The 22461-nt window shown below is 36.7% G+C and carries 18 protein-coding genes and 1 riboswitch; all 18 genes read right to left on the bottom strand.

Translation table 11 applies throughout. The features are described from left to right. Nucleotides 1–172: 172 nt before the first annotated feature. Nucleotides 173–1132 carry an ABC transporter permease gene (locus tag PSR14_RS19515; RefSeq protein ID WP_000008842.1) on the bottom strand — a complete coding sequence of 320 codons (960 nt, stop codon included), beginning with the start codon at nucleotides 1130–1132 and terminating at the stop codon, nucleotides 173–175. Next, entirely contained in the window at nucleotides 1133–2191 is a 1059-nt protein-coding gene (locus PSR14_RS19520) for an ABC transporter permease (RefSeq protein WP_001074499.1), read from the bottom strand. Continuing rightward, a complete protein-coding gene (locus PSR14_RS19525; protein ID WP_000456919.1) occupies nucleotides 2184–3716 on the bottom strand; it encodes an ABC transporter ATP-binding protein in 1533 nt (510 codons plus the stop codon). Before PSR14_RS19525 ends, PSR14_RS19520 begins: the two co-directional genes overlap by 8 nt. A 108-nt stretch (nucleotides 3717–3824) precedes the next feature. Beyond that, a complete protein-coding gene (locus tag PSR14_RS19530; protein ID WP_000730594.1) occupies nucleotides 3825–4892 on the bottom strand; it encodes a BMP family protein in 1068 nt (355 codons plus the stop codon). Between the two features lie 89 nt (nucleotides 4893–4981). Continuing rightward, nucleotides 4982–5707 carry a GntR family transcriptional regulator gene (locus PSR14_RS19535; protein ID WP_000114176.1) on the bottom strand — a complete coding sequence of 242 codons (726 nt, stop codon included), beginning with the start codon at nucleotides 5705–5707 and terminating at the stop codon, nucleotides 4982–4984. A gap of 233 nt (nucleotides 5708–5940) precedes the next feature. Continuing rightward, nucleotides 5941–6042, bottom strand: a riboswitch (purine riboswitch). 203 nt (nucleotides 6043–6245) lie between these two features. Then, on the bottom strand, nucleotides 6246–8627 hold the full coding sequence (locus PSR14_RS19540; RefSeq protein WP_001118775.1) for a DNA translocase FtsK: 2382 nt from the start codon (nucleotides 8625–8627) through the stop codon (nucleotides 6246–6248). 211 nt (nucleotides 8628–8838) lie between these two features. After that, entirely contained in the window at nucleotides 8839–9042 is a 204-nt protein-coding gene (locus PSR14_RS19545; RefSeq protein WP_000605027.1) for a YlzJ-like family protein, read from the bottom strand. Beyond that, nucleotides 9039–9788 carry a translocation-enhancing protein TepA gene (tepA, locus tag PSR14_RS19550; RefSeq protein ID WP_000139815.1) on the bottom strand — a complete coding sequence of 250 codons (750 nt, stop codon included), beginning with the start codon at nucleotides 9786–9788 and terminating at the stop codon, nucleotides 9039–9041. The genes PSR14_RS19545 and tepA overlap by 4 nt, the downstream gene beginning before the upstream one ends. A 103-nt stretch (nucleotides 9789–9891) precedes the next feature. After that, the gene (locus PSR14_RS19555) at nucleotides 9892–11562 is read right to left on the bottom strand and encodes a ribonuclease J (protein ID WP_000823084.1); all 1671 of its coding nucleotides are present in this window, start codon (nucleotides 11560–11562) and stop codon (nucleotides 9892–9894) included. 767 nt (nucleotides 11563–12329) lie between these two features. After that, a complete protein-coding gene (gene dapA / locus PSR14_RS19560) occupies nucleotides 12330–13208 on the bottom strand; it encodes a 4-hydroxy-tetrahydrodipicolinate synthase (RefSeq protein WP_000564761.1) in 879 nt (292 codons plus the stop codon). 11 nt (nucleotides 13209–13219) lie between these two features. Then, complete coding sequence (dapG, locus tag PSR14_RS19565; protein WP_061185436.1) at nucleotides 13220–14452, bottom strand: aspartate kinase; 1233 nt, start codon at nucleotides 14450–14452, stop codon at nucleotides 13220–13222. Between the two features lie 23 nt (nucleotides 14453–14475). Continuing rightward, nucleotides 14476–15522 carry an aspartate-semialdehyde dehydrogenase gene (asd, locus tag PSR14_RS19570; RefSeq protein WP_000414848.1) on the bottom strand — a complete coding sequence of 349 codons (1047 nt, stop codon included), beginning with the start codon at nucleotides 15520–15522 and terminating at the stop codon, nucleotides 14476–14478. Nucleotides 15523–15672: 150 nt separating this feature from the next. Next, a complete protein-coding gene (gene dpaB / locus PSR14_RS19575) occupies nucleotides 15673–16272 on the bottom strand; it encodes a dipicolinate synthase subunit B (RefSeq protein WP_001049480.1) in 600 nt (199 codons plus the stop codon). After that, nucleotides 16269–17171 (bottom strand): dipicolinic acid synthetase subunit A, encoded by a 903-nt coding sequence (gene dpaA, locus PSR14_RS19580; protein ID WP_000954725.1) that lies wholly within the window; start codon nucleotides 17169–17171, stop codon nucleotides 16269–16271. Before dpaA ends, dpaB begins: the two co-directional genes overlap by 4 nt. 237 nt (nucleotides 17172–17408) lie before the next feature. Continuing rightward, entirely contained in the window at nucleotides 17409–17660 is a 252-nt protein-coding gene (locus tag PSR14_RS19585; protein WP_001239753.1) for a YlmC/YmxH family sporulation protein, read from the bottom strand. A 125-nt stretch (nucleotides 17661–17785) separates the two neighbouring features. Continuing rightward, nucleotides 17786–19027, bottom strand: a complete 1242-nt coding sequence (locus PSR14_RS19590; RefSeq protein ID WP_000592994.1) for a pitrilysin family protein — start codon at nucleotides 19025–19027, stop codon at nucleotides 17786–17788. Nucleotides 19028–19113: 86 nt separating this feature from the next. Further along, nucleotides 19114–20013, bottom strand: a complete 900-nt coding sequence (locus tag PSR14_RS19595; RefSeq protein WP_000857421.1) for a polysaccharide deacetylase family protein — start codon at nucleotides 20011–20013, stop codon at nucleotides 19114–19116. A gap of 152 nt (nucleotides 20014–20165) precedes the next feature. Continuing rightward, nucleotides 20166–22304 carry a polyribonucleotide nucleotidyltransferase gene (pnp, locus tag PSR14_RS19600; RefSeq protein WP_000076746.1) on the bottom strand — a complete coding sequence of 713 codons (2139 nt, stop codon included), beginning with the start codon at nucleotides 22302–22304 and terminating at the stop codon, nucleotides 20166–20168. Between the last annotated feature and the right edge of the window lie 157 nt (nucleotides 22305–22461).

The following is a 22461-nucleotide window of genomic DNA, read 5'->3' on the forward strand; positions in this document are numbered from 1 at the left end:
ATATTCCTCTTCAATATACAGTTTTTAGAAATGAAAAATCAACTTTTCTTCCTCACTATACTTACATTAGGCCCTTTCTAAAAACTGTAATATGTAAGGAACATAGTAAAATTCCGTATTAAATATAGTCTATGTAAAAAAGCCCGCACTAATGTGCGAGCTTTTTTTATACTTATCGTTTTCCTTTTTCATAAGGAGTTCCTAATGCTTTTGGAGCTTCAGAACGACCTACAAAACCAACAAGCGCTAATATTGTGAATACATACGGCAATATCGTTAAGAATACACTTGGAATTTCTTTTAGTACTGGAATTGTACCGCCTGTTATTCCTAATGATTGAGCAAATCCGAAGAACAGAGCCGCTCCAAGAGCACCGAGTGGATTCCATTTACCGAAAATCATTGCTGCTAACGCCAAGAAACCTTGTCCAGTAATTGTAGCACCTGAGAAGTTACCAGAAATCGACATAGCGAAGACCGCTCCACCAACTCCTGCAAACATTCCAGATATAGCAACTGCAATATAACGCATTTTATATACGTTAATCCCCATCGTATCCGCTGCCATTGGATGCTCACCAACCGCACGAAGACGAAGACCGAACGGCGTTTTATAAATGATATACCAAACGACAAACGCTAAAATAATAGCAATATATGATGTTAACGGTACATTAGAGAAAAAGATTTTTCCGATTACCGGAATATCCGAAAGACCCGGAACATCGATTTTTTCAATGCGGTATTGAATGAAATCAGTTTGTCCTTTGCCAAAGATTTTCTTAATCGCAAATACTGTTAAACCAAGTGCTAAGAAGTTAATTGCTACTCCGCTCACTACTTGATCTGCACGGAATGTAATGGATGCTACTGCGTGAAGAAGTGCAAACAATCCACTACCAATTGCTGCAAATAATAATGCAATCCAAGGAGTCATCGATCCCCACGTATCACCCATTAATAACGTTGTAACAATACCAATAAATGCACCAAATAACATTAAACCTTCTAACGCTATATTTACAACTCCAGAACGTTCACTGAACACTCCACCTAACGCCGTAAAAATAAGTGGCGCTGCCGTATATAACGTACCCGTCACAAGAATGGCTAAAATATCTAAAAAACTCATTTATTTCCCCTCCTTGCTCATGCGTGTAAGTGCCCAGCGTAAAACATAACTGCACGCTACAAAGAAAATAATACATGCAATAATAACGTTAATTAACTCCGAAGGTACATCTGCTTCGAAATTCATTTGTGGTGCTGCACTTTTCAAACCACCAAACAGTAAAGCTGCTAATAGTATACCAAATGGATTATTTCCGCCTAAAAGTGCTACCGCAATCCCATCAAATCCAATACCAGTAAACGAAGACATTGCTGTCATACTTTGGAATGTCCCTAATCCTTCCATAGCTCCACCAATTCCTGCAAAAGCACCAGCAATTGTCATTGATAATACAACATTACGCGATACTTTCATTCCTGCGTATTGAGAGGCATTTTGGTTAAAACCAACCGATTTTAATTCATACCCTAACGTTGTTCTATCTAATAAGAACCACATTACAATCGCAATGATAATAGCCACAACAATTCCCCAGTGTAAACGAGATCCATCTGTCAATGAAGATAACCAATCAGAAGCTAACGAAGCACTTGCTTGTACGTCATAAGATTTTTCATTACCTTCGTGGATAAAACGTTTAATAAGATCATACGTAACATAAAGTGCAATGTAGTTCATCATAATTGTAACAATTACTTCATTTACTTTAAGTTTCCCTTTTAAATATCCAGGTATAAAGCCCCATAAACCGCCGACAATTGCCGCCACTAAAATAGATAACGGAATATGCAAAATTGCTGGTAACGACACTGCATATCCAAACCAAACAGCAGCGAGCCACCCAACTAATAACTGTCCTTCCACCCCAATATTGAAAAGACCTGTACGAAATGCAAATGCTACTGAAAGACCAGCTAATACAAGCGGAATCATCGTACGCAACGTCTCACCGATAGCTTGTGGATTGCCAACCATCCCTTCCCAAAGCGCGGCATATCCAACAATTGGATCATATCCACTAACTAACATTACAATGGCACCAACAAGTAAACCGAAAACTACGGATAACACAGGTACTAAAATATTAATTGTTCGTTCTGTTAAAAATTTTTTAGCCATTTGTGTTCACCTTCTCTTTCCCTGTCCCGCCGGCCATTAATAATCCAAGCTGTTGTTCATTTGTTTCTTTCGCATCCACAATTGCTACAATTTTCCCTTCATATATAACAGCCACTCGATCGCTTACATTTAAAATTTCATCCAGTTCTAAAGATAAAAGCAATACTGCCTTACCATTATCTCTCTGCTCAATTAATTTTTTATGAATAAATTCAATCGCACCTACATCTAAACCACGTGTCGGCTGTGCTGCAATTAGTAAATCTGGATTACGATCTACCTCACGTGCAATAATTGCCTTTTGTTGGTTTCCACCAGATAGAGCGCGAGCTAACGTTTGTTCACTAGGTGTACGTACATCAAACTGTTCAATAAGTGCTTTCGCTTTTTCTGTAATTTTACTAAAGTTTAAAATCCCTTTCTTTGAAAATGGATTTTTATAGTATGTTTGTAAAACAATATTGTCCCGAACAGAAAAATCGAGAACAAGCCCGTGTTTATGACGGTCTTCAGGAATATGACCAATCCCCTCTTCTGTTATTCTTCGAACAGGCCAATTCGTTATTTCTTTTCCTTTAATTGCAATAGAACCTGACTCAACTTTTCGTAAACCAGTAATCGCCTCTATTAATTCACTTTGACCATTTCCATCAATCCCTGCAATCCCAACGATTTCTCCTGCACGAACAGTTAAGTCAAGGCCTTTTACAGCAGGTAACTTGCGCGTATCATGAACAATTAGGTTTGCAATAGATAGTACTTCTTCCATTGGTTTAGCTTCTATTTTTTCTGTTTTAAAATTCACTTGACGTCCGACCATTAACTCTGCAAGTTTATGCTCATCCGTTTCCGCTACATCAACAGTACCAATCCCCTTACCTTTACGAATAATTGTACAACGATCGCAAACTTCCATAATTTCTTTTAACTTATGTGTAATAAGAATGATAGATTTCCCCTCTTGCACAAGCTTTTTCATAATTTGAATCAACTCATGAATTTCTTGAGGAGTTAACACCGCAGTTGGTTCATCAAATATTAAAATCTCTGCACCACGATAAAGAGTCTTTAATATTTCAACCCTTTGCTGCATCCCAACAGAAATATCTTCAATTTTCGCATGTGGATCAACAGCCAAACCATACTGTTCAGATAATTGCTTAATTTCTTTTGCCGCTTCTTCAACAGCAATTTTCCCGTTTTTCTTCGGCTCATTTCCAAGAATAATATTCTCTGTAACTGTAAAATTATGAACAAGCATAAAATGCTGATGGACCATCCCAATACCAAGGTCATTTGCTATATTCGGATTTGTAATTTTTACAGGTTTTCCTTTAATTTTAATTTCACCTTGTTCTGGTTGGTACAAACCAAATAGTACATTCATCAATGTGGATTTCCCTGCACCATTTTCTCCAAGTAAAGCATGTATTTCTCCCTGTTTTACTTGCAGCGTAATATCGTCATTCGCTACAATGCCTGGGAATACTTTTGTAATATTGTTCATCTCAATTACGTATTCCATTTTGTTCCTCCTTTTAGCAGGGAACACTCCCTAATTACACTCTATTAAAAGTATTTTTATATATGCAAAGGTTAGTTCTACGAACTAACCTTTGCTATTTCTCTATTATTATTTCTTTAGAGAAGCTTCATATGTTTTATATTCTTCATCAGTTGCAGGGACTTTAATTTCACCGTCAGTGATTTTCTTCTCAAGCTCTTCTACTTTTGTTAAGATTTCTGGATTTACTTTTTTCACATTGTCAGTAGTTTTCGCAATACCAACACCGTCATCTTTTAATCCGAATTCTTCTACTTTACCGCCTTTTAATTTACCGTCTTTCGCTTCTTGTGCTACTTTTGCTACTGCAATATCAACACGTTTTACCATTGATGTTAAAGTTACGTTTTCAGGCATACCTTCTTGATTTTGGTCACGGTCAACACCGATTACCCAAACGTTTTCACCTTTTTTCTTACGGTTTTTCGCTTCTGTGAATACACCGTTACCAGTTGCACCTGAAGCATGATAAATTACGTCAACTCCACCACCGTACATTGCTGAAGCTAATACAGAGCCTTTTTCTGGTTTATCAAATGCATCAGCATATTGTGATACGATTTCGATATTTGGATTTACTGCTTTTGCACCAGCTTTAAAGCCTGATTCAAATTTTGTAATTAATGGGCTTTTTACACCACCAACAAACCCAACTTTATTTGATTTTGTCGTCATCGCTGCTACAGCACCAACTAGGAATGAACCTTCATGGTCTTTAAATGTAATACTTGTTACGTTTGGCTTCTCTACAACTGTATCTACAATCGCAAATTGCTCTTTTGGATATTGTTCAGCTACCTTTGCAATTGATTTTTCCATTAAGTAACCAATACCAAATGTTGTGTTATAATGATCTTTCGCAAACTTCGTTAAGTTCGGGATATAATCAGCATCTTTACTTGATTGAAGATAACGATATCCTTCATTTTTCTTTAAATTATTGTCTTTACCGAATTTCGTTAAACCTTCCCAAGCTGATTGGTTAAATGATTTGTCATCAACGCCCCCAACATCCGTAACCATACCAACTTTAAACTCTTTTTTGTCGCTACTCGCTTTATCCGAGTTACCACATGCACCTAACACCGCACTTGCTGCTAATGTTAATGATAATAAAAGACCTGTTTTTTTCTTCATACTAGAAACCCCTCCTGAAATGATTTGTCTATTTTTTATACGCTGCTGTCCCTAACTTCTTGCTGTCACCTCCCTAAAAAGGAACCTACCTACATACGTTTTCTTAATACGTGGAAGCTAAACTTATCAGCTCTAAAGTAATTGATAGAATATAAGATTGGCTCATCATTTTGATCATAGTGCATTTGTTTTAATACTAGCAGTGCCGTTTCCGGTTCACATTCCAAAATCGGTGAGATTTTCGGATGATAGCCAATTGGCTCAATATGAGCAACTGCGTATGTGATACGTTTGTGCGTATTGTTATGTATCACTGTAAGCAATGATTCTTCGTTGTATCCCGATAAATCTGGCAAGATTTCTTTTGCAAGTTTATCGATACAATATACAACAGGTTCCCCATCTGCTGTACGCACACGCTCAATCATCACTGCATTAAAACCATCTTCACTATTAAACTTCTCTTTTTCTTCTTCTGTTAAACTTGTTGTAGATGATGATAAAAAGATAGTTCCTGGTGTTTTCCCCACACTAGAAATCATATCTGTAATACTAGAAAGTTGTTCAATCCCAGAAGAAAATAGCGGTTTTGCATTTACAAATGTTCCTACACCATGTCTACGAATGACAACATTTTCTTCTTCTAAAATACGCAGCGCTTCCCTTAAAGTCGCTCTACTTACGCCAAGTTCTTTCGCTAAATCAAACTCTGATGGCAACTTTTGTCTTTCTTTGTAAGCCCCATCTTTAATCTTTTCTTTGATGTGATCAATCACCCGTAAATATAGGTGACGACTATCGGATTTTACTGACATAAGACTCCCCCGCATTTCAATTATTCGACCTCTGATGTAAGACTTCTTTTCTCTTTTTTCAACTTACAACATAATAAAAATTGCTAAATACTAAAAATAAGCATAATTGTCGAATAAATATTAATAATTTTTTTAAAAAAAATTTTCACTCTTTACTGCATAAAAAAAACTTTGCACCATAAACATTCCTCATAGCGAGAAAAAGTTCGGCACAAAGATCTCTTACATCCTTTGTTACACACTTTTCCCCTCATAGTCTAGCAATTCATGGTTGCCAGGTAGAAACTTATGGACCTTATCTCCAAGATTATATGAGGCAGTGATTCTTTTCGAAGTAATCTTACCACTTGCTCCCATACGTGTCAACAAAATTTAACATTTTTCTACATGAAATATCGAACATTCACAAAAAACCACACCAAAGTATTCGTATTCTAAAGAACCACCTTAAATGTAAGCCCTTTCTTTATCGCTGAATATAGTATATAACAAAACCAGCATATAAAAAAGCCTAATTGTAAAAACAATTAGGCTTTTTTTATGAACTTTTTTCTTGTACATCATTAATGAGCACTTCTCGTGGTTTACTACCTTCATACGGACCTACTACACCATTCATTTCCATTGCATCAATTAAACGGGCAGCACGGGTATAACCAACTCTAAACCTACGTTGCAACATAGAAACAGAGGCTGTTTGCATTTCCACTACGAGCTGAACTGCTTCATCGTATAATTCATCTTCTACTTCCTGCTTCGTATCAGGAACATCTTGCGGGATCATATCTTCTTGATATTGCGCTTTTTGCTGACCAATAACATATTCTACAACTCTCTCAACTTCATCATCTGATAAAAACGCACCTTGTACACGTACAGGCTTCGATGCACCAATTGGTATAAATAGCATATCTCCACGACCTAGCAGTTTCTCTGCACCACCGCCGTCAAGAATTGTACGAGAATCTGTTTGAGAAGATACAGCGAATGCAATACGTGACGGAATATTCGCTTTAATAACTCCCGTAATGACATCAACTGACGGACGTTGCGTTGCAATAATTAAATGAATACCGGCAGCACGAGCCATTTGCGCTAGACGCATAATCGCATCCTCTACATCCGACGAAGCAACCATCATTAAATCTGCTAACTCGTCCACAATTACGACAATATAAGGTAATTCCGGTTGTTTCGCTTCTGATTGATTATTATGCTCTTTTATATAATCATTATATCCTTCAATATTTCGCGTGCCACTATGAGCAAATAACTCATAACGACGCTCCATTTCACTTACAACTTTTTTCAATGCTTGCGATGCCTTTTTCGGATCCGTTACAACTGGTGTTAACAAATGAGGCACACCGTTATATACATTTAACTCTACCATTTTCGGATCAATCATCATTAATTTTACTTCATGTGGTTTTGCACGCATTAAAATACTAACAATAATACCGTTAATACATACACTTTTCCCGCTACCTGTCGCACCCGCCACTAGCAAATGGGGCATTTTATTTAAGCGGGCTAATACAGCTTCACCTGTAATATCTCGTCCAAGGCCTATTAACAACTTCTCTTCCGGATGATTGTTAGCTTTAGAATCAAGAACTTCTCTAAGCGTTACCATGGAGACTTCTGAGTTCGGAACTTCAATTCCTACAGCTGATTTCCCGGGAATAGGCGCTTCAATACGAATGTCTTTCGCCGCTAACGCAAGTGCTAAATCATCACTTAAACCGACGATTTTGCTTACCTTTACTCCCATATCAGGATACACTTCATATTTTGTAACTGCAGGACCTCTATGTACTTTTGTTACTTTCGCTTTCACTCCAAAACTTTGGAAAGTACGTTCTAATTTACGAGCATTCTCATAAATTTCCGCATTTTCATTTGTAACTTGCTTATTCTTTGGAAATTTCAATATATCAAGCGCAGGAAGCTTGTAATCTTTATTTTCTACATTTGAAAATTGCATAGGAGGTGCTTGGGTTTCCCCCTCTAGCGATTCAACGATTTTTTCTCCACGCTTTTTCTTCGGCTCTTCAACTGGTGGAGCCTCTTCAATAAACGGTGAAGTGATTAACTCTTCTTCCTCTACTTCAATTCGTTTATCCTCTTCTTCATTTACAGGATAATTCTCAGTGAAATTCGAAATAATCGGAGGATCAATTGAGATTTCTTCCATCGGCTCAATAATTTCTTCATGTTCTGCAGCACGTTTGCTCCTTGTGCTTCTTGTTGTTTTTTTCTTTTCTGTTTGTTCAGCCGTTCTTTTGGCTCTCCAATCTTTATAGTCCCCTTGCATCACTTGAAATTGACTTCTAAGAATTCTACCAACTGGAGCTAACACTTCTCCAATATGCTTATTTGTTATACAAAGTATACCGAGAATAACTAAAATAATACCAATAATATAAGCTCCTACTTCGTCAAATAAGAAGTAACAAGTGGCGAACATAAGTGCACCAAACATGCCACCACCTAAATGAACGCTATCTGGCCCTTTTTTCATTTCAAGAAAGAAATTATCTTTCGTACTTACAATAACAGAAGTATTTTGCACTGCTCCATCTTTCGTAAGAAGGTTAAATAATGTAATATGACTAAACATTAATATCGCCAATACTATTAAATAAAAACCGATTAACCGTTTATTTAAAAGGTTCGGCCATCCACGTTTTATAACGAATGAAACGGATAAAGCTATTACACCTAACACACCAATTATGTACCACTCACCAAAGAAGAAGCGAAAAAATAACACAAACGATTTTCCTACAACGCCTAGCTGTAAAATCGTAATGATTGAAAGTGCAAAAAGAGTTAAACCGACGATTTCATAATACAAAGTTGGCTTTATCGTACGTCTTGCCTTTGCCTTCGTCCCTCTTTGCTTTTGTTTTGCCATTTCTTCACCTCGTGATCTACATATAAGTAAAAATTCCTAAAAAACTCTGCTTATATGTTTGTTTTCTCTATTTTTTCAGGTCTTTATATCTTCTATTTTTACACTTCTTGTAAAATGTTAAATAAACAGAAGAAAGCAGCCCTCTCATGGCTGCTCAACCGTCTTGTTTTTTATATTATACCATAGCTTCTAAACAAAATCCTTCTTTTTGCTAAAAGGTTATTTTCTGTCCCGGCTCAAACTCTAAGTAGTGAAGCGGATCCGTACTTAACACGCGTACAATAGAATAATACCCATGTTCTTCTTCTGAAACCATTAATTCAACACCATTTATATTTACGACTTTTTGACTTTCACATTGCGAATAATCGGCTGGATACACGAGTTGCTCTGGCATAATTGTATATAAAATCATTGTAACATTGTCCCTTCTGCATGATCATCCGCGCGATTATCTATTAATTCGTTTAATTTTCGAATCGCATTTCCGATACCACCGACATCATCTATAAGACCATACTTCACTGCATCTCCACCAATTACATTCGTACCAATATCTCGCGTCAAATTCCCTTTCGCAAACATAAGCTCTTTAAAACGATCTTCCGTTACTTTCGAATGCTTCGTCACAAAGCGAATGACTCTTTCTTGCATTTTATCTAAATACTCAAATGTTTGCGGCACACCTATAACAAGACCTGTTAGACGAATCGGATGAATTGTCATCGTCGCAGTTTCTGCAATAAATGAATAGTCTGTAGAAACTGCAATCGGTACACCGATAGAATGCCCTCCGCCTAAAACTAAAGATACTGTCGGTTTTGAAAGTGAAGCGACCATCTCAGAAATTGCTAGCCCAGCTTCAACGTCACCTCCAACTGTATTTAACACTAAAAGCAAGCCTTCAATTTTCGGATTTTGTTCAATCGCAACAATTTGTGGAATAATATGCTCATATTTTGTTGTTTTATTTTGCGGCGGCAACTGAACATGACCTTCCACCTGTCCAACAATTGTTAAACAATGAATACGTGATTCATTCATTTGCGGTACATTCGTTTGTCCAAGCTGCTGAATTTTTTCCACTATTGAAGCTTCTTTTCCGGTTTCTTTCGGCTCAGCCTCTTTCTCTTCATTTGTATAACGATCACGTTCTGTCATATCGCATCCCCTTTCACTCGTATATAATTAGTATTTCTTAAGTTATAAATTTCATTCGATAGAGTGAAAAAAGAAAAAAGATCACCCGTAAAGGTGATCTTTTTTATACTTCCATAATAATCGGTAAAATCATAGGTTTTCTCTTCGTCTCTTCGTACAAGAACTGCCCTAATAATTCACGAATATTTTGTTTTAACATAGACCATTCAATTGAATATTCTTTAATTGATTGCTCAACAATCATACGTACAATCTCTGTAGAGCGGTCAATTAACGCTTCTGATTCACGTACATATACAAATCCACGTGAGATGATTTCTGGACCAGAGATAATTTTCTTTTCATCTTTACCCAGTGTTACAACAACTACTAATATTCCATCTTGAGATAACATTTTTCTATCTCGAAGAACGATATTACCAACGTCACCTACACCTAATCCATCAATTAACACATTACCAGCTTGCACTTTGCCAACTAAGTTTGCTTCATCGTCACCAAAAGCAATTACATCGCCTTTTTCTACAATAAAGATATTTTCTCTTGCAATACCTACATCTTCAGCTAAGTATGCATGTGCTTTTTGCATACGGAACTCACCATGTACGGGTACAAAATATTTCGGTTTCATTAAATTTAACATTAATTTTAATTCTTCTTGGCTACCGTGACCTGAAACGTGAACTTTTCTTTCACCGTAATAAACAACTTCAGCTCCCGCTCTAAATAACAAGTCAATAATTTTTGATACAGATATTTCATTACCTGGAATTGGAGATGCCGCGATAATAACCGTATCACCTTTACGAATTGAAATTTGTTTATGAGCTTGCTTTGCCATTCTAGAAAGGGCTGCCATCGGTTCACCTTGGCTACCTGTCGTTAAAATAGCTACCTTTTTCTCTGGGAAATTGTCTACTTCTTGTAGTGAAATAACCATACCTTCTGGAACATCTAAATAACCAAGACGTCTTGCGATATCTACCACTTTCACCATACTACGTCCTACAACCGCTACTTTTCGTCCTGTTTCAGCAGCTGCATCAAATACTTGTTGAATACGATGTACATTCGATGCAAATGAAGCAACGATAATACGTCCTTCTGCGCCGTAGAACACTTTAGAAATTTCTACACCAACTTCTTTTTCAGAACCTGTATAGCCTGGACGCTCAGCATTTGTACTATCAGATAATAAGCATAGAACGCCTTCATTTCCGATTTGAGCCATTTTCCCAAGGTCTGCTCCACTATTTCCAATTGGAGTTTGATCGAATTTAAAGTCTCCCGTATATACGATCGCACCTTTTGATGTATGGAAACAAACACCAACAGAATCTGGAATACTATGTGTCGTTCCAAAGAATGACACCGTTGTAGTATTGAACTCTACTGTTGAATTTGAATCGATTGTTTTTAAATCTACACGGCCTAACATACCCGCTTCGCCCAGTTTTTCTTGTATAAGTCCTACCGTTAATTTCGTTGCATACACTGGAATTGATAATTTACGAAGTACGTAAACAATGCCACCAATATGATCTTCATGACCGTGAGTAATAAATAAACCTTTTACTCGCTCTTGGTTTTCTACTAAATATGTAATATCAGGAATAACGATATCAATTCCAAACATTTCATCTCCCGGGAACATTAACCCTGCATCTACAATAAAGATTTCAGAATCAATTTCAACACAGTACATGTTTTTCCCGATTTCACCTACTCCACCAAGAGCAAATACTTTAACAGACTCATTCTCTTTTCTCTTCATGTTGTTGCCTGGTTTAAAAATCTTTCAAACACTGATTTCACTAAAATTGCAGAGACACCAGGGGAAACTCTACAACCACCATATATTCACCGTCCAAGACGAATGTCCTTACCGTTATGCGATATCATGTCCTTGTTTATTTTTTAAACCAGGTTTCACCTCTCTTTCATTATATAAATCAAATATCTTATTCGATATGATATGAAAATGTAATCAAATTATAATTTTTACCAATTTTGCTAAGCATACCCGTACTAAGCTACTTAGCCATATTATACCTGATACAAGAAATAGAACACAAGTTAAATCGTGCGAAAGAAAAAGGAAAAGAACGCATTCCCAACAAACTTATCGAACTGATGTCCTTTATATTTACTCCGATTTCGTACCCCATATCGTTTTAAAGAAATAGCTATAAATACTCTAAATTTATTTCATAATATAGATTTTAAAGACTTATTTTTCTAGAATTGGACAAAAATACTTATAAAATGGAGTTTTTTTATGAATTACGTCATATTTGAAGTAATTACTCTCAAAAATAGAATTGGTACTTTATTACGTTTATATAAGCGTTCATTCTATAAATAACTATGACTTTTTAATTCCTTTAAAGGGTTAAGATTATTTTCTTTTACATGTTGCAATATATAATGAAAAACCAGTTAATGATCTTATAAAAACATATATAGGCAAGATAAGAAAAGAGAGGGAAAGACTTTCATACAAATAAAAAATGACCTAGTTCTATACTAGGTCATTTTTTATTAACGAGGGATAGATTGCATAACAGATTGTAACGTTACTCTTTCTTCTTCTGTTAATGGAAGAAGTGGTAAACGTACAGAACCTACATCTAATCCAACCATTTGTAACGCTGTTTTTACTGGTGTTGGACTTGGCGCCATAAATAATGAATCCGTTACTCTTACAAGTAATTGATGTAATTTTTGCGCCTTCTTAAATTCACCTGCTTGGAACGCTGCAATCATTTCTTGCATTTCATTTCCGATAACATGAGATGCTACAGAAACGATACCTTTCGCTCCAACTGCCATAGCTGGTAGCGTTAAACCGTCATCACCGCTGTATACCGCAAAGTCGTCCGCTGTTTTTTCAATGATTTCTGTCATTGTTAACACATCGCCGCCTGCATCTTTAATCGCAACAATGTTTTCTATTTCTGATAAACGAACAACTGTATCAACGGAGATTTGTACAATAGATCGTCCTGGAACATTATATAGCATAACCGGAAGCGGCGTGCTTTCAGCAATTGCTTTAAAGTGCTGATACATTCCTTCTTGACTCGGTTTGTTATAATACGGTGCTACTAGCATTACTGCATCAACACCAACCTCTGTTGCTTTTTTCGTTAAGTCAATAGAAGCATGCGTATTATTGCTACCTGTTCCAGCGATTACGGGCACCCTTTTATCGACAACAGATACGACATGGCGATATAACGCTACTTTTTCTTCTGAAGTTAATGTAGGAGATTCTCCTGTCGTTCCTCCTACCACGATTGCTGTTGTACCGTTATCAATTAAATAATTTACCAATTTCGTTGTCTTTGCAAAATCGATATTGCCGTTTATATCAAACGGTGTTACCATCGCGGTTGCAATTGTCCCAAAATCTATCATGGTCTCACTCCTTATTGTTCCAGTTGCTTTTCTTTTGAAAGCTCAAACGCACTATGTAATGCATTTACAGCCTCCACTAAATCAGTTTCTTTTACAAGAACCCAAATAGTTGTATGACTATCTGCTGATTGCAGAATTTGAATACCTTTTTCAGCTAAAGCTGTAACGATTTTCGCAGTAACCCCTGGGTATCCTGCCATTCCAGCTCCTACAATAGATACTTTCGCACAATGCTCTGTCACAATTGGCTCATATCCAAGGTTTTGTAATAGTTCAACTGCACGATTTGATACATTATCACTCACCGTATAAGCTACCCCAGTAGGTGAAATGTTAATTAAATCGACACTGATTCCTTCATTCGCCATTTCTTTAAACACATGCTGCTGCAAATCATATGCTGTTTCTTTTGCAAGTACTTTAATTTGCGTCACATTTGATACATGTGCAATACCTGTAACAAGACGTTCTTCTACATCACGGCCTTTTGTAGCGCCGTCAGATGCTGAAATAAGCGTACCTTCACTATCAGAGTACGTAGAACGTACACGAAGCGGTACTTTTGCATGCATCGCAATTTCAACTGCACGTGGATGAACGACTTTTGCACCTTGGTACGCCATGTTACAAATTTCGTTATACGTTACAGTTTGAAGATGACGTGCATCTTTTACAATGCGAGGATCCGCAGTCATCACACCTTCTACATCTGTGAAGATATCGATATATTCAGCATGAAGCGCAACACCTAAAGCTGAAGCTGAAGTATCACTACCTCCGCGTCCAAGTGTTGTCGTATCACCTTTTTTCGTTTGTCCTTGGAATCCTGTCACAACGATTACATCTACATTTTCTAGCTCTTCGTGTATACGATCACAATTCATTTCAATAATCTTAGCATTTGTAAAATCATCATTTGTTACAAAACCAGCTTGTGCACCATTTAATGCCGCCGCTTTTATACCGTTCTCATTTAACATGTTAGAGAAAACGATTGCTGAGATTAATTCTCCGCATGATAATAATAAATCTTGCTCACGATTAGAAATGTGAGATTCCTCTTGATTTACAAGACTTAACAACGTATCAGTTGCATATGGTTCACCTTTACGACCCATAGCAGATACGACAGTCACTACTTTATAACCCGCATCTAGCGATTTTTTTATATGATGAAGCGCATGCTTACGTCCATTTTCATCACGTACAGATGTGCCACCAAATTTTTGAACAATAATTTTCATATTTTGCACCTTCTCTTAGCCGTTTACACTAATTGTAATTTTACTAAGCGCTCTGCAATTTGAACAGAATTCCATGCAGCGCCTTTTAATAAGTTATCAGATACGACCCAAAGATGGAATCCTTTATCGTTATTTAAATCTTTACGGATTCTTCCAACGAATACTTCGTTTTTACCTACTGCAGTAGCTGGCATTGGATATAATTGCTCTTCTGGGTTATCTTGCAGAACGATACCTTCCGCATTTGCAAGTAAGTTCTTTAATTCCTCTACTGTTACACCCTCTTTTTCTACTTCAATGTAAACAGACTCAGAGTGACCTGATACAACTGGTAAACGTACACATGTTGCCGCTACTTCTAGCTCTGGCATATGCATAATTTTTTTCGTTTCATTAATCATTTTCATTTCTTCAAATGTAAATCCATTATCTTGGAACTTATCAATCTGTGGAATCGCGTTGAAAGCAATCGGGAAATGTTTCTTATCACCTGATACAGGTAAAACATTCGCCTTCACTTCTTCACCATTTAAGATTGCTTGTGATTGTTCATGAAGTTCTTCAATCGCTGCCGCACCAGCACCTGATACAGCTTGATATGTGGAAACGATTACTCGTTTTAAACCATATTGCTGACGAACTGGCTCAAGAGCTACTACCATTTGAATTGTAGAACAGTTTGGATTTGCAATAATACCGTTATGTTCTTTTAAGTCGTTTTCATTTACTTCAGGTACAACAAGTGGCACGTTTTCTGTCATACGGAATGCACTTGTATTATCAACAACAATCGCACCGCGCTTTGCTGCTTCTGGCGCTAATTGTTTTGATACAGATCCACCAGCACTAAATAGTGCGATATCTACTCCTTCAAAACTTTCAGGAGTTGCCTCTTGAACTGTAAATTCTTCGCCTTTAAATACAAGTTTCTTACCTGCAGATCGTTTAGATGAAAGTAACGTTAACTTCCCGATTGGAAATTCTCGTTTCTCTAAAGTATTTAACATTTGTTCACCAACTGCGCCGGTTGCTCCAACTACAGCGACATGAAAAGTTTTTTGCTTTTCCATCACTATGCCCCTTTCTAGATACCAATCCTTCTATAACTTAGAATGAGAAGGAGTATAGAATACCCCTTCTAATCTTAATAACGTTAATTTTATCATATTCTACAGTAAGAATGATGGTTTCATCAAAAATTGTCCGTTTTTTTTCGTTTTTTAATTCATATATCTGAATTTTTCTACGACAACCGGTTGCAATTGCTTCCCTTGCAGTGCTTCTAATACTGTATCTTCAAGCAGCTCCATGCGTGCTACCATTGAGTTCGGTTTTTTCTCTGGTGCGTCTTGACCGAATGGGACGAAGTAGATGTTTTTTGTGGCCATTAGGCGCATGAGATTTACTCCATTAAGCCCTAAAGCATCATTCGTCGAAACGGCTAATACGACAGGCTTGCCATTTCTTAGCGTCGCTTTTGCTGCCATTAATACTGGAGAGTCTGTCATTGCATTCGCAAATTTACTCATAGAATTTCCTGTTAAAGGAGCAATTACCATACAATCTAATGGGATTTTAGGTCCAAGTGGTTCTGCGCCAACGATTGAATTAATCGCTTTAAAACCTGTTACTTCTTCAATCTTTTTAATCCATTCTGCCCCTTCGCCAAATCTCGTATTTGTTGATTGAACAGTGTAAGAAACAACTGGACGCACTTCAGCTCCCTCAGCAATTAACTTTTCTAAATGAGGCATTACTTCTTCGTACGTACAATGTGAACCCGTAAAACCAAACCCTATTCTTTTCCCTTTTAAATTCATTCCCCATTCTCCTTTCTTGCGATTACATCTTCTGCTAATAACTGAGAAAGAACGTTCGCTAAAATTTGTCCTGCTGTTTTTGGAGCAACAATACCTGGTAATCCAGGTGCTAACAGCGCTTTGACTCCTCTTTTTTCTGCATATCTAAAGTCGGTACCGCCTGGTTTAGAAGCTAAATCAATTACTAACGTATGAGCCGGCATTTTTGAAATGACATTCGCTGTCACAACGAGATGTGGAATTGTATTAATGACAATATCGATATCCCCTACTTCTTTCTCAATGTTCTGCATATGAAAAGGAGAAAACATCATTTCTGTAATACGTGCAATATGTTCCGATCGTCTTGCTCCAACTTTGACATGGGCTCCTAATGATTGAAATGCTCTGGCAACGCTCATCCCTGTTCTACCAAATCCTAAAACCATTACATTAGAACCATGAATTGTATAGTCGGTATGTTGAATTACCATCATTAATGTACCTTCTACAGTTGGTATAGAATTGTAGATTGCCACATCATCACGATCAAATAATTTAATTAGTTTACGGTTTGTAGTAGATACGAGATTTTCCAAGTAAGGCGTACCAATACCTGAATATATAGTAAAATGTTCTGGTGTATTTTCAATTTGTTCTTTCGTTATAGAAACTTTTTCATTTGAAAAAATAGTATCTACTTCTCCCTTGGCATTTGTACCTGCAACTGGCAAAATAATTGCATCTAAAGAAGTGAAATCTAAATTTTGTATACTTTCTTTTGCTGCCCCTGTGAAGCCATGGTCTAACTGATCAAACCCTATCAATGAAAGTTTCGCATCCAATTCAACGAGCTTGCGAATTACTTCTAGCTGTCTTGCATCTCCTCCTATGACAGCAATATGCATCTCAGTCAACATTCCCTAATTCACCTTCTTTTTCTGTCATTTATAAGAAAAGTGCCTACTTTTTCTTTTTCCTCCACATCATATGTAATGTACGAGTTTTAGGTGATTGAAAAACAAAAAGCACCTATCATGTATCCCGCTATTTGTATGTAGGAAGGCCCTACCTCAAAATTCGGCATAGGAAAGATATTCTGTTGGATTTTGCTCTGAGTAAAATGAACAAAAAAAGATGACCAAAATGGCCATCTTTCACTTCGAATTTGAACGATCTGTAATATCACAAAGAATCATATCATGCCCCACTTTTTTAATTTGCCTCCATGCTACTCTTATTTCTTGTGGTTCCTTTTTGAAACCTCCCCATTTCCCAGCAGGTATAATAAGAGCCTGTATTTGTCCATCCTTCTCATCAACCTCTAAATCCACATAACCTAAAACCCCCATTTTTTCTGCTCTTTCTAAATTAACAATTTCTTTCCCGCTTAGTTCACTTAATCGCATACTCTCACCCCTATCCAAATTATTCATTTAAGTTATCCATAATTAGTACCTATTCTATATACCCACAAAAAATAACCGTATCTCATTTAAAAGAGATACGGTTATTTTTAAATCATATATAGTAATTACAGTTTTATTCCTTTTGGAAGTTTTCCATCTGGACTAATTAATGCTGCAGAAAATTCATCTGTAAACATGTTACGAATTAACTCATCTACATTTTCTTTTGTTACCGTGTTTACACTTTCAATAATCTCATCAAGTGAACGGTGCTTACGAAGTAGCAATTCATTTTTACCATTACGGCTCATACGACTATTCGTACTTTCTAAACTTAACATTAAGTTTCCTTTTAATTGTTCTTTACTATTCATAAGCTCTTTTTCTGTAATACCTGTATTTTTCAATGTTTCTAATGTTTCTTGCATTGTTTCATACAGTGTATCCAATTGTTGGCTACCTGTTCCACCATACAGCGTTAACATGCCTGTATCTTCATAAGAAGAATGGTAAGAGAATACTGAGTAAGCTAACCCGCGTTGCTCACGTACTTCTTGGAATAAACGGCTACTCATACTACCGCCTAAAACGTTATTTAATACAATTAAGTTATAAATATCTTCGTGTCCCATTTGTAAGCCTTTATATCCTAAACATAAATGAGCTTGTTCTGTTTCCTTTTTACGTGCTACCTTATTAAAATGGAAAATTGGGCTATGTACTTGTTCACGGTTTGTCGTTCCTTCATAACTACCGAAATATTGCTCTACTGTTTGTAAAAAGGCTTCATCAATATTTCCTGCAATTGATACAACTACATTTTCAGGTGTGTAATGATCCTTAATATATTGACGTAGCGTATCACCTGTAAACGTATTAAGCGTTTCTTCTGTTCCTAAAATAGGATATCCAAGCGGATGCGTTTCATATGTTGCTTTCGTTAACATATCATGCACAATATCATCTGGAGCATCTTCGTACATTTTAATTTCTTCACATACGACATTCTTCTCTTTTTTCAGTTCTTCTTCATCAAATGTTGAATTAAAGAACATATCTGCTAATACATCTAAAGCATATTTAGCATGCTCATCTAGCACTTTTGCATAGTAACAAGTGTATTCTTTTGAAGTAAAAGCATTCACTTGCCCACCAATGCTATCAAATGATTCTGCAATTTCACGTGCACTACGTGTTTCTGTTCCTTTAAAGAACATATGCTCTAAAAAGTGAGAAATCCCGTTATTTTTTTCATTTTCATTTCTTGATCCTGCATGGATCCAAATACCAATCGCAACCGATCTTACAGTTGGTATATTCTCCATAACTATTCTTACACCATTTTTACAAGTATATTTTTTAATCAAAAACTTTCCTCCTACTGCCAGTTTCTCTAAATAAGTGCTATTATTTAATGATAACAAGTTTAAGGATGAATGTCATGCAAATGTATTTAATCTACACGTTTTTCATCCAGTAATTCTGTTATATTCCCTACTTTATATCCTTGTTCCTTCAATTTTGTAATCATTGTATCTAATGCTTCTGTTGTGGACGAAGTAGGATGCATTAATACGATAGCACCTGGATGTATTTTTCTCATTACTCTCTGCAATAGTACACCTGGCTCAGGTCGCTTCCAATCAATTGTATCAACAGTCCACATAATCGTTCCCATTTGAAAATCATCTGCAATTTTCACGACTTCATCCCGAAAACTTCCACTCGGCGGTGCAAACCATCTTACCTTTTGATTCGTAGCTGCTTCGATCATTCGATTTGTTTTTTGTAACTGATCTCTTATTTCATCAGACGATAACGTTTTCATATTAGGGTGTGTATAAGAATGATTTCCAACTTCTTGATTTGCATCGACAATCATTTTTGCAAATCGTAAATTTTCTTTCACCCAACGTCCTTCTAAAAAGAAAGTCGCCTTCACATCATGCTTTTTCAATATTTCTAATATACGAGGCAAATATTCATTTCCCCATGCCACATTTATTGTTAACCCGACCATCTTTTTATCCGGATGACCTCTATAAATTGGTGCTGGTGATAAATCTTCTAAGTGGACACTCGGTGATACTTCCTTGAATTCAAGATGTTTTTGATCAAACTGCTTTAATTTCTTCATATTGTTATAGGATGCTTCCATATCAACTTGTCTTCCATTATATCCTGGTGTTGCTTTCCATATCTTATCAATCATCGCATTTTGCGGTGCAATCTCATATTGTTTTGCATGCTTTTGAATTTCTTCATATAAGTGATCCTGTGCAAAAACAGAATAAGAACCTGCACTGACATATAAAAAGAATATACATATGTATGCCAATATACGAGTTTTCATATAAACCCTCCCATTAACTATATAAAAAACCATTTTTCTTCTTATCTTTGTTAATTTGAGCGTTATAATGAAAACTATACCTATACTGACATAAAAATATATGCAAATCATATTTTTACATAACAAAAAAAGCCAGTTAAACTGGCTTTTGCTTATTGCTGCTCTTGTTTGTTTTCTTCTTTAGCAGCTTCTTTTTCTTGCTCTTCTTTTAGCAATACTTTTCTAGATAAATTCACGCGACCTTGCTTGTCAATCTCGATAACTTTAACTGTAATTACATCACCGATTTTCACAACGTCTTCTACTTTACCTACACGCTCAAGTGCAAGTTCAGAAATGTGAACTAATCCATCTTTACCGCTGAATAATTCAACGAAAGCACCGAATTTCTCAACACGTTTCACTTTTCCTTCGTAGATTTCACCTACTTGTACTTCGCGAACGATATCCTCGATAATTTTCTTAGCTTTGTCGTTCATTTCTTGATTTATTGAAGAAATGAATACTGTACCATCTTGCTCGATGTCAATTTTAACGCCAGTTTCTTCAATAATTTTATTGATTTGTTTACCGCTTGGTCCGATAACGTCACGGATTTTATCCGGGTTAATTGTCATTGTAATAATCTTTGGAGCGTACGCTGATAATTCAGTGCGTGGCTCTGCAATTACAGATAACATATGATCTAGAATGTGCATACGACCAACTTTCGCTTGTTGTAATGCCTCTTCTAAAATTTCACGAGATAGACCATCGATTTTAATGTCCATTTGTAGTGCAGTTACACCGTGTGCTGTACCTGCTACTTTAAAGTCCATATCACCTAAATGATCTTCCATACCTTGAATATCAGTTAAAATTGTGTAATGCTCACCTGATTTAACTAGACCCATTGCAATACCTGCAACTGGAGCTTTAAGTGGAACACCAGCATCCATCATTGCTAAAGTACTACCACAAATACTCGCTTGTGAAGTAGAACCATTTGATTCTAATACTTCAGATACAAGACGTACTGTGTATGGGAAATCTTTTTCAGACGGAATTACAGGCTCAAGAGCACGTTCTCCTAGTGCACCGTGACCAATTTCGCGACGACCTGGTCCACGCATTGGTCTTGTTTCACCAACACTAAATGATGGGAAATTGTAATGGTGCATAAAGCGTTTTGATTCTTCTACTCCAAGGCCATCTAAAATTTGCACATCGCCTAATGCGCCTAATGTACAAATACTTAATGCTTGTGTTTGTCCACGTGTGAATAAACCAGAACCGTGTGTACGAGATAAAATGCCAACCTCTGATGCTAATGGACGAATTTCGTCACCTTTACGGCCATCTGGGCGGATTTTCTCAACTGTAATAAGACGACGTACTTCTTCTTTTACAATTTTATATAAAATCTCATTTACTTGTCCTAATGTATCAGCATCAGCTTCTTGCGCTTCGTAATGCTCAATTACACGCTTTTTCACTTCGTTAATTGCATCTTCACGTGCATGTTTCTCATGTACTTGAATTGCAGAATGCATATCCTTCTCAGCCATTTCACGTACAGCTTGGTTAAGATCAGCGTCAACTTCATAAAGTTTCACTTCTGATTTCTCTTTACCTACAGCTTGTACAATCTCTTCTTGGAATGCAATTAGACGTTTAATTTCGTCATGACCAAACATAATTGCTTCTAACATTGTTTCCTCAGGCACTTGATCTGCTCCTGCTTCAACCATGTTAATTGCATCTTTCGTACCAGCTACAACAAGGTGAATATCACTTTGTTCTTGCTGTTCTACTGTTGGGTTGATAACGAATTCGCCGTTAATACGACCAACTGTTGCACCCGCGATCGGACCTTCAAATGGAATGTCTGAAATCGATAACGCTAATGAAGAACCAAGCATAGCTGCCATTTCAGAAGAACAATCTTGATCAACACTCATTACGATGCTGACAACTTGTACTTCGTTACGGAATCCATCTGCGAAAAGTGGACGAATTGGACGGTCGATTAAACGACTTGCCAAAATTGCTTTTTCACTTGGACGACCTTCACGTTTAATGAAACCGCCAGGAATTTTTCCGACTGCATATAAACGCTCTTCATAGTTTACTGTAAGTGGGAAGAAATCTACATTTTTTGCTTCTTTTGATGCAGTTGCTGTAGATAGAACCGCTGTATCGCCATATCTTACTAATACTGCTCCGTTCGCTTGCTTTGCAAGCTGACCTGTTTCAACTGTTAGCTGGCGACCAGCTAAATCTATCGAGAAGACTTGCTTTTCTTGACTCATTTAAGTACCCCTCTCAATTTAAAGTATTCAATTCTTCTATGTAAATGGATAGTATATCACAATATTCTACCTCTAGTATTACCGAAAATGAAGTAAGCTATAAAGAGTAGAAGATATATTTTTACCTAACAAAAAAGCGGGAATATTCCCGCTTCTT

This window comes from Bacillus sp. A01H (genome assembly GCF_045277205.1).
Taxonomy (GTDB): domain Bacteria; phylum Bacillota; class Bacilli; order Bacillales; family Bacillaceae_G; genus Bacillus_A; species Bacillus_A paranthracis.

Coding starts and splice junctions, on each gene's coding strand:
- PSR14_RS19515 (WP_000008842.1), bottom strand. CDS start 1,132: ATGAGTTTTTTAGATATTTTAGCCATTCTTGTGACGGGTACGTTATAT.
- PSR14_RS19520 (WP_001074499.1), bottom strand. CDS start 2,191: ATGGCTAAAAAATTTTTAACAGAACGAACAATTAATATTTTAGTACCT.
- PSR14_RS19525 (WP_000456919.1), bottom strand. CDS start 3,716: ATGGAATACGTAATTGAGATGAACAATATTACAAAAGTATTCCCAGGC.
- PSR14_RS19530 (WP_000730594.1), bottom strand. CDS start 4,892: ATGAAGAAAAAAACAGGTCTTTTATTATCATTAACATTAGCAGCAAGT.
- PSR14_RS19535 (WP_000114176.1), bottom strand. CDS start 5,707: ATGTCAGTAAAATCCGATAGTCGTCACCTATATTTACGGGTGATTGAT.
- PSR14_RS19540 (WP_001118775.1), bottom strand. CDS start 8,627: ATGGCAAAACAAAAGCAAAGAGGGACGAAGGCAAAGGCAAGACGTACG.
- PSR14_RS19545 (WP_000605027.1), bottom strand. CDS start 9,042: ATGATTTTATATACAATTATGCCAGAGCAACTCGTGTATCCAGCCGAT.
- tepA (WP_000139815.1), bottom strand. CDS start 9,788: ATGACAGAACGTGATCGTTATACAAATGAAGAGAAAGAGGCTGAGCCG.
- PSR14_RS19555 (WP_000823084.1), bottom strand. CDS start 11,562: ATGAAGAGAAAAGAGAATGAGTCTGTTAAAGTATTTGCTCTTGGTGGA.
- dapA (WP_000564761.1), bottom strand. CDS start 13,208: ATGATAGATTTTGGGACAATTGCAACCGCGATGGTAACACCGTTTGAT.
- dapG (WP_061185436.1), bottom strand. CDS start 14,452: ATGAAAATTATTGTTCAAAAATTTGGTGGCACATCTGTACGTGATGAA.
- asd (WP_000414848.1), bottom strand. CDS start 15,522: ATGGAAAAGCAAAAAACTTTTCATGTCGCTGTAGTTGGAGCAACCGGC.
- dpaB (WP_001049480.1), bottom strand. CDS start 16,272: ATGAATTTAAAAGGGAAAAGAATAGGGTTTGGTTTTACGGGTTCACAT.
- dpaA (WP_000954725.1), bottom strand. CDS start 17,171: ATGTTGACTGAGATGCATATTGCTGTCATAGGAGGAGATGCAAGACAG.
- PSR14_RS19585 (WP_001239753.1), bottom strand. CDS start 17,660: ATGCGATTAAGTGAACTAAGCGGGAAAGAAATTGTTAATTTAGAAAGA.
- PSR14_RS19595 (WP_000857421.1), bottom strand. CDS start 20,013: ATGAAAACTCGTATATTGGCATACATATGTATATTCTTTTTATATGTC.
- pnp (WP_000076746.1), bottom strand. CDS start 22,304: ATGAGTCAAGAAAAGCAAGTCTTCTCGATAGATTTAGCTGGTCGCCAG.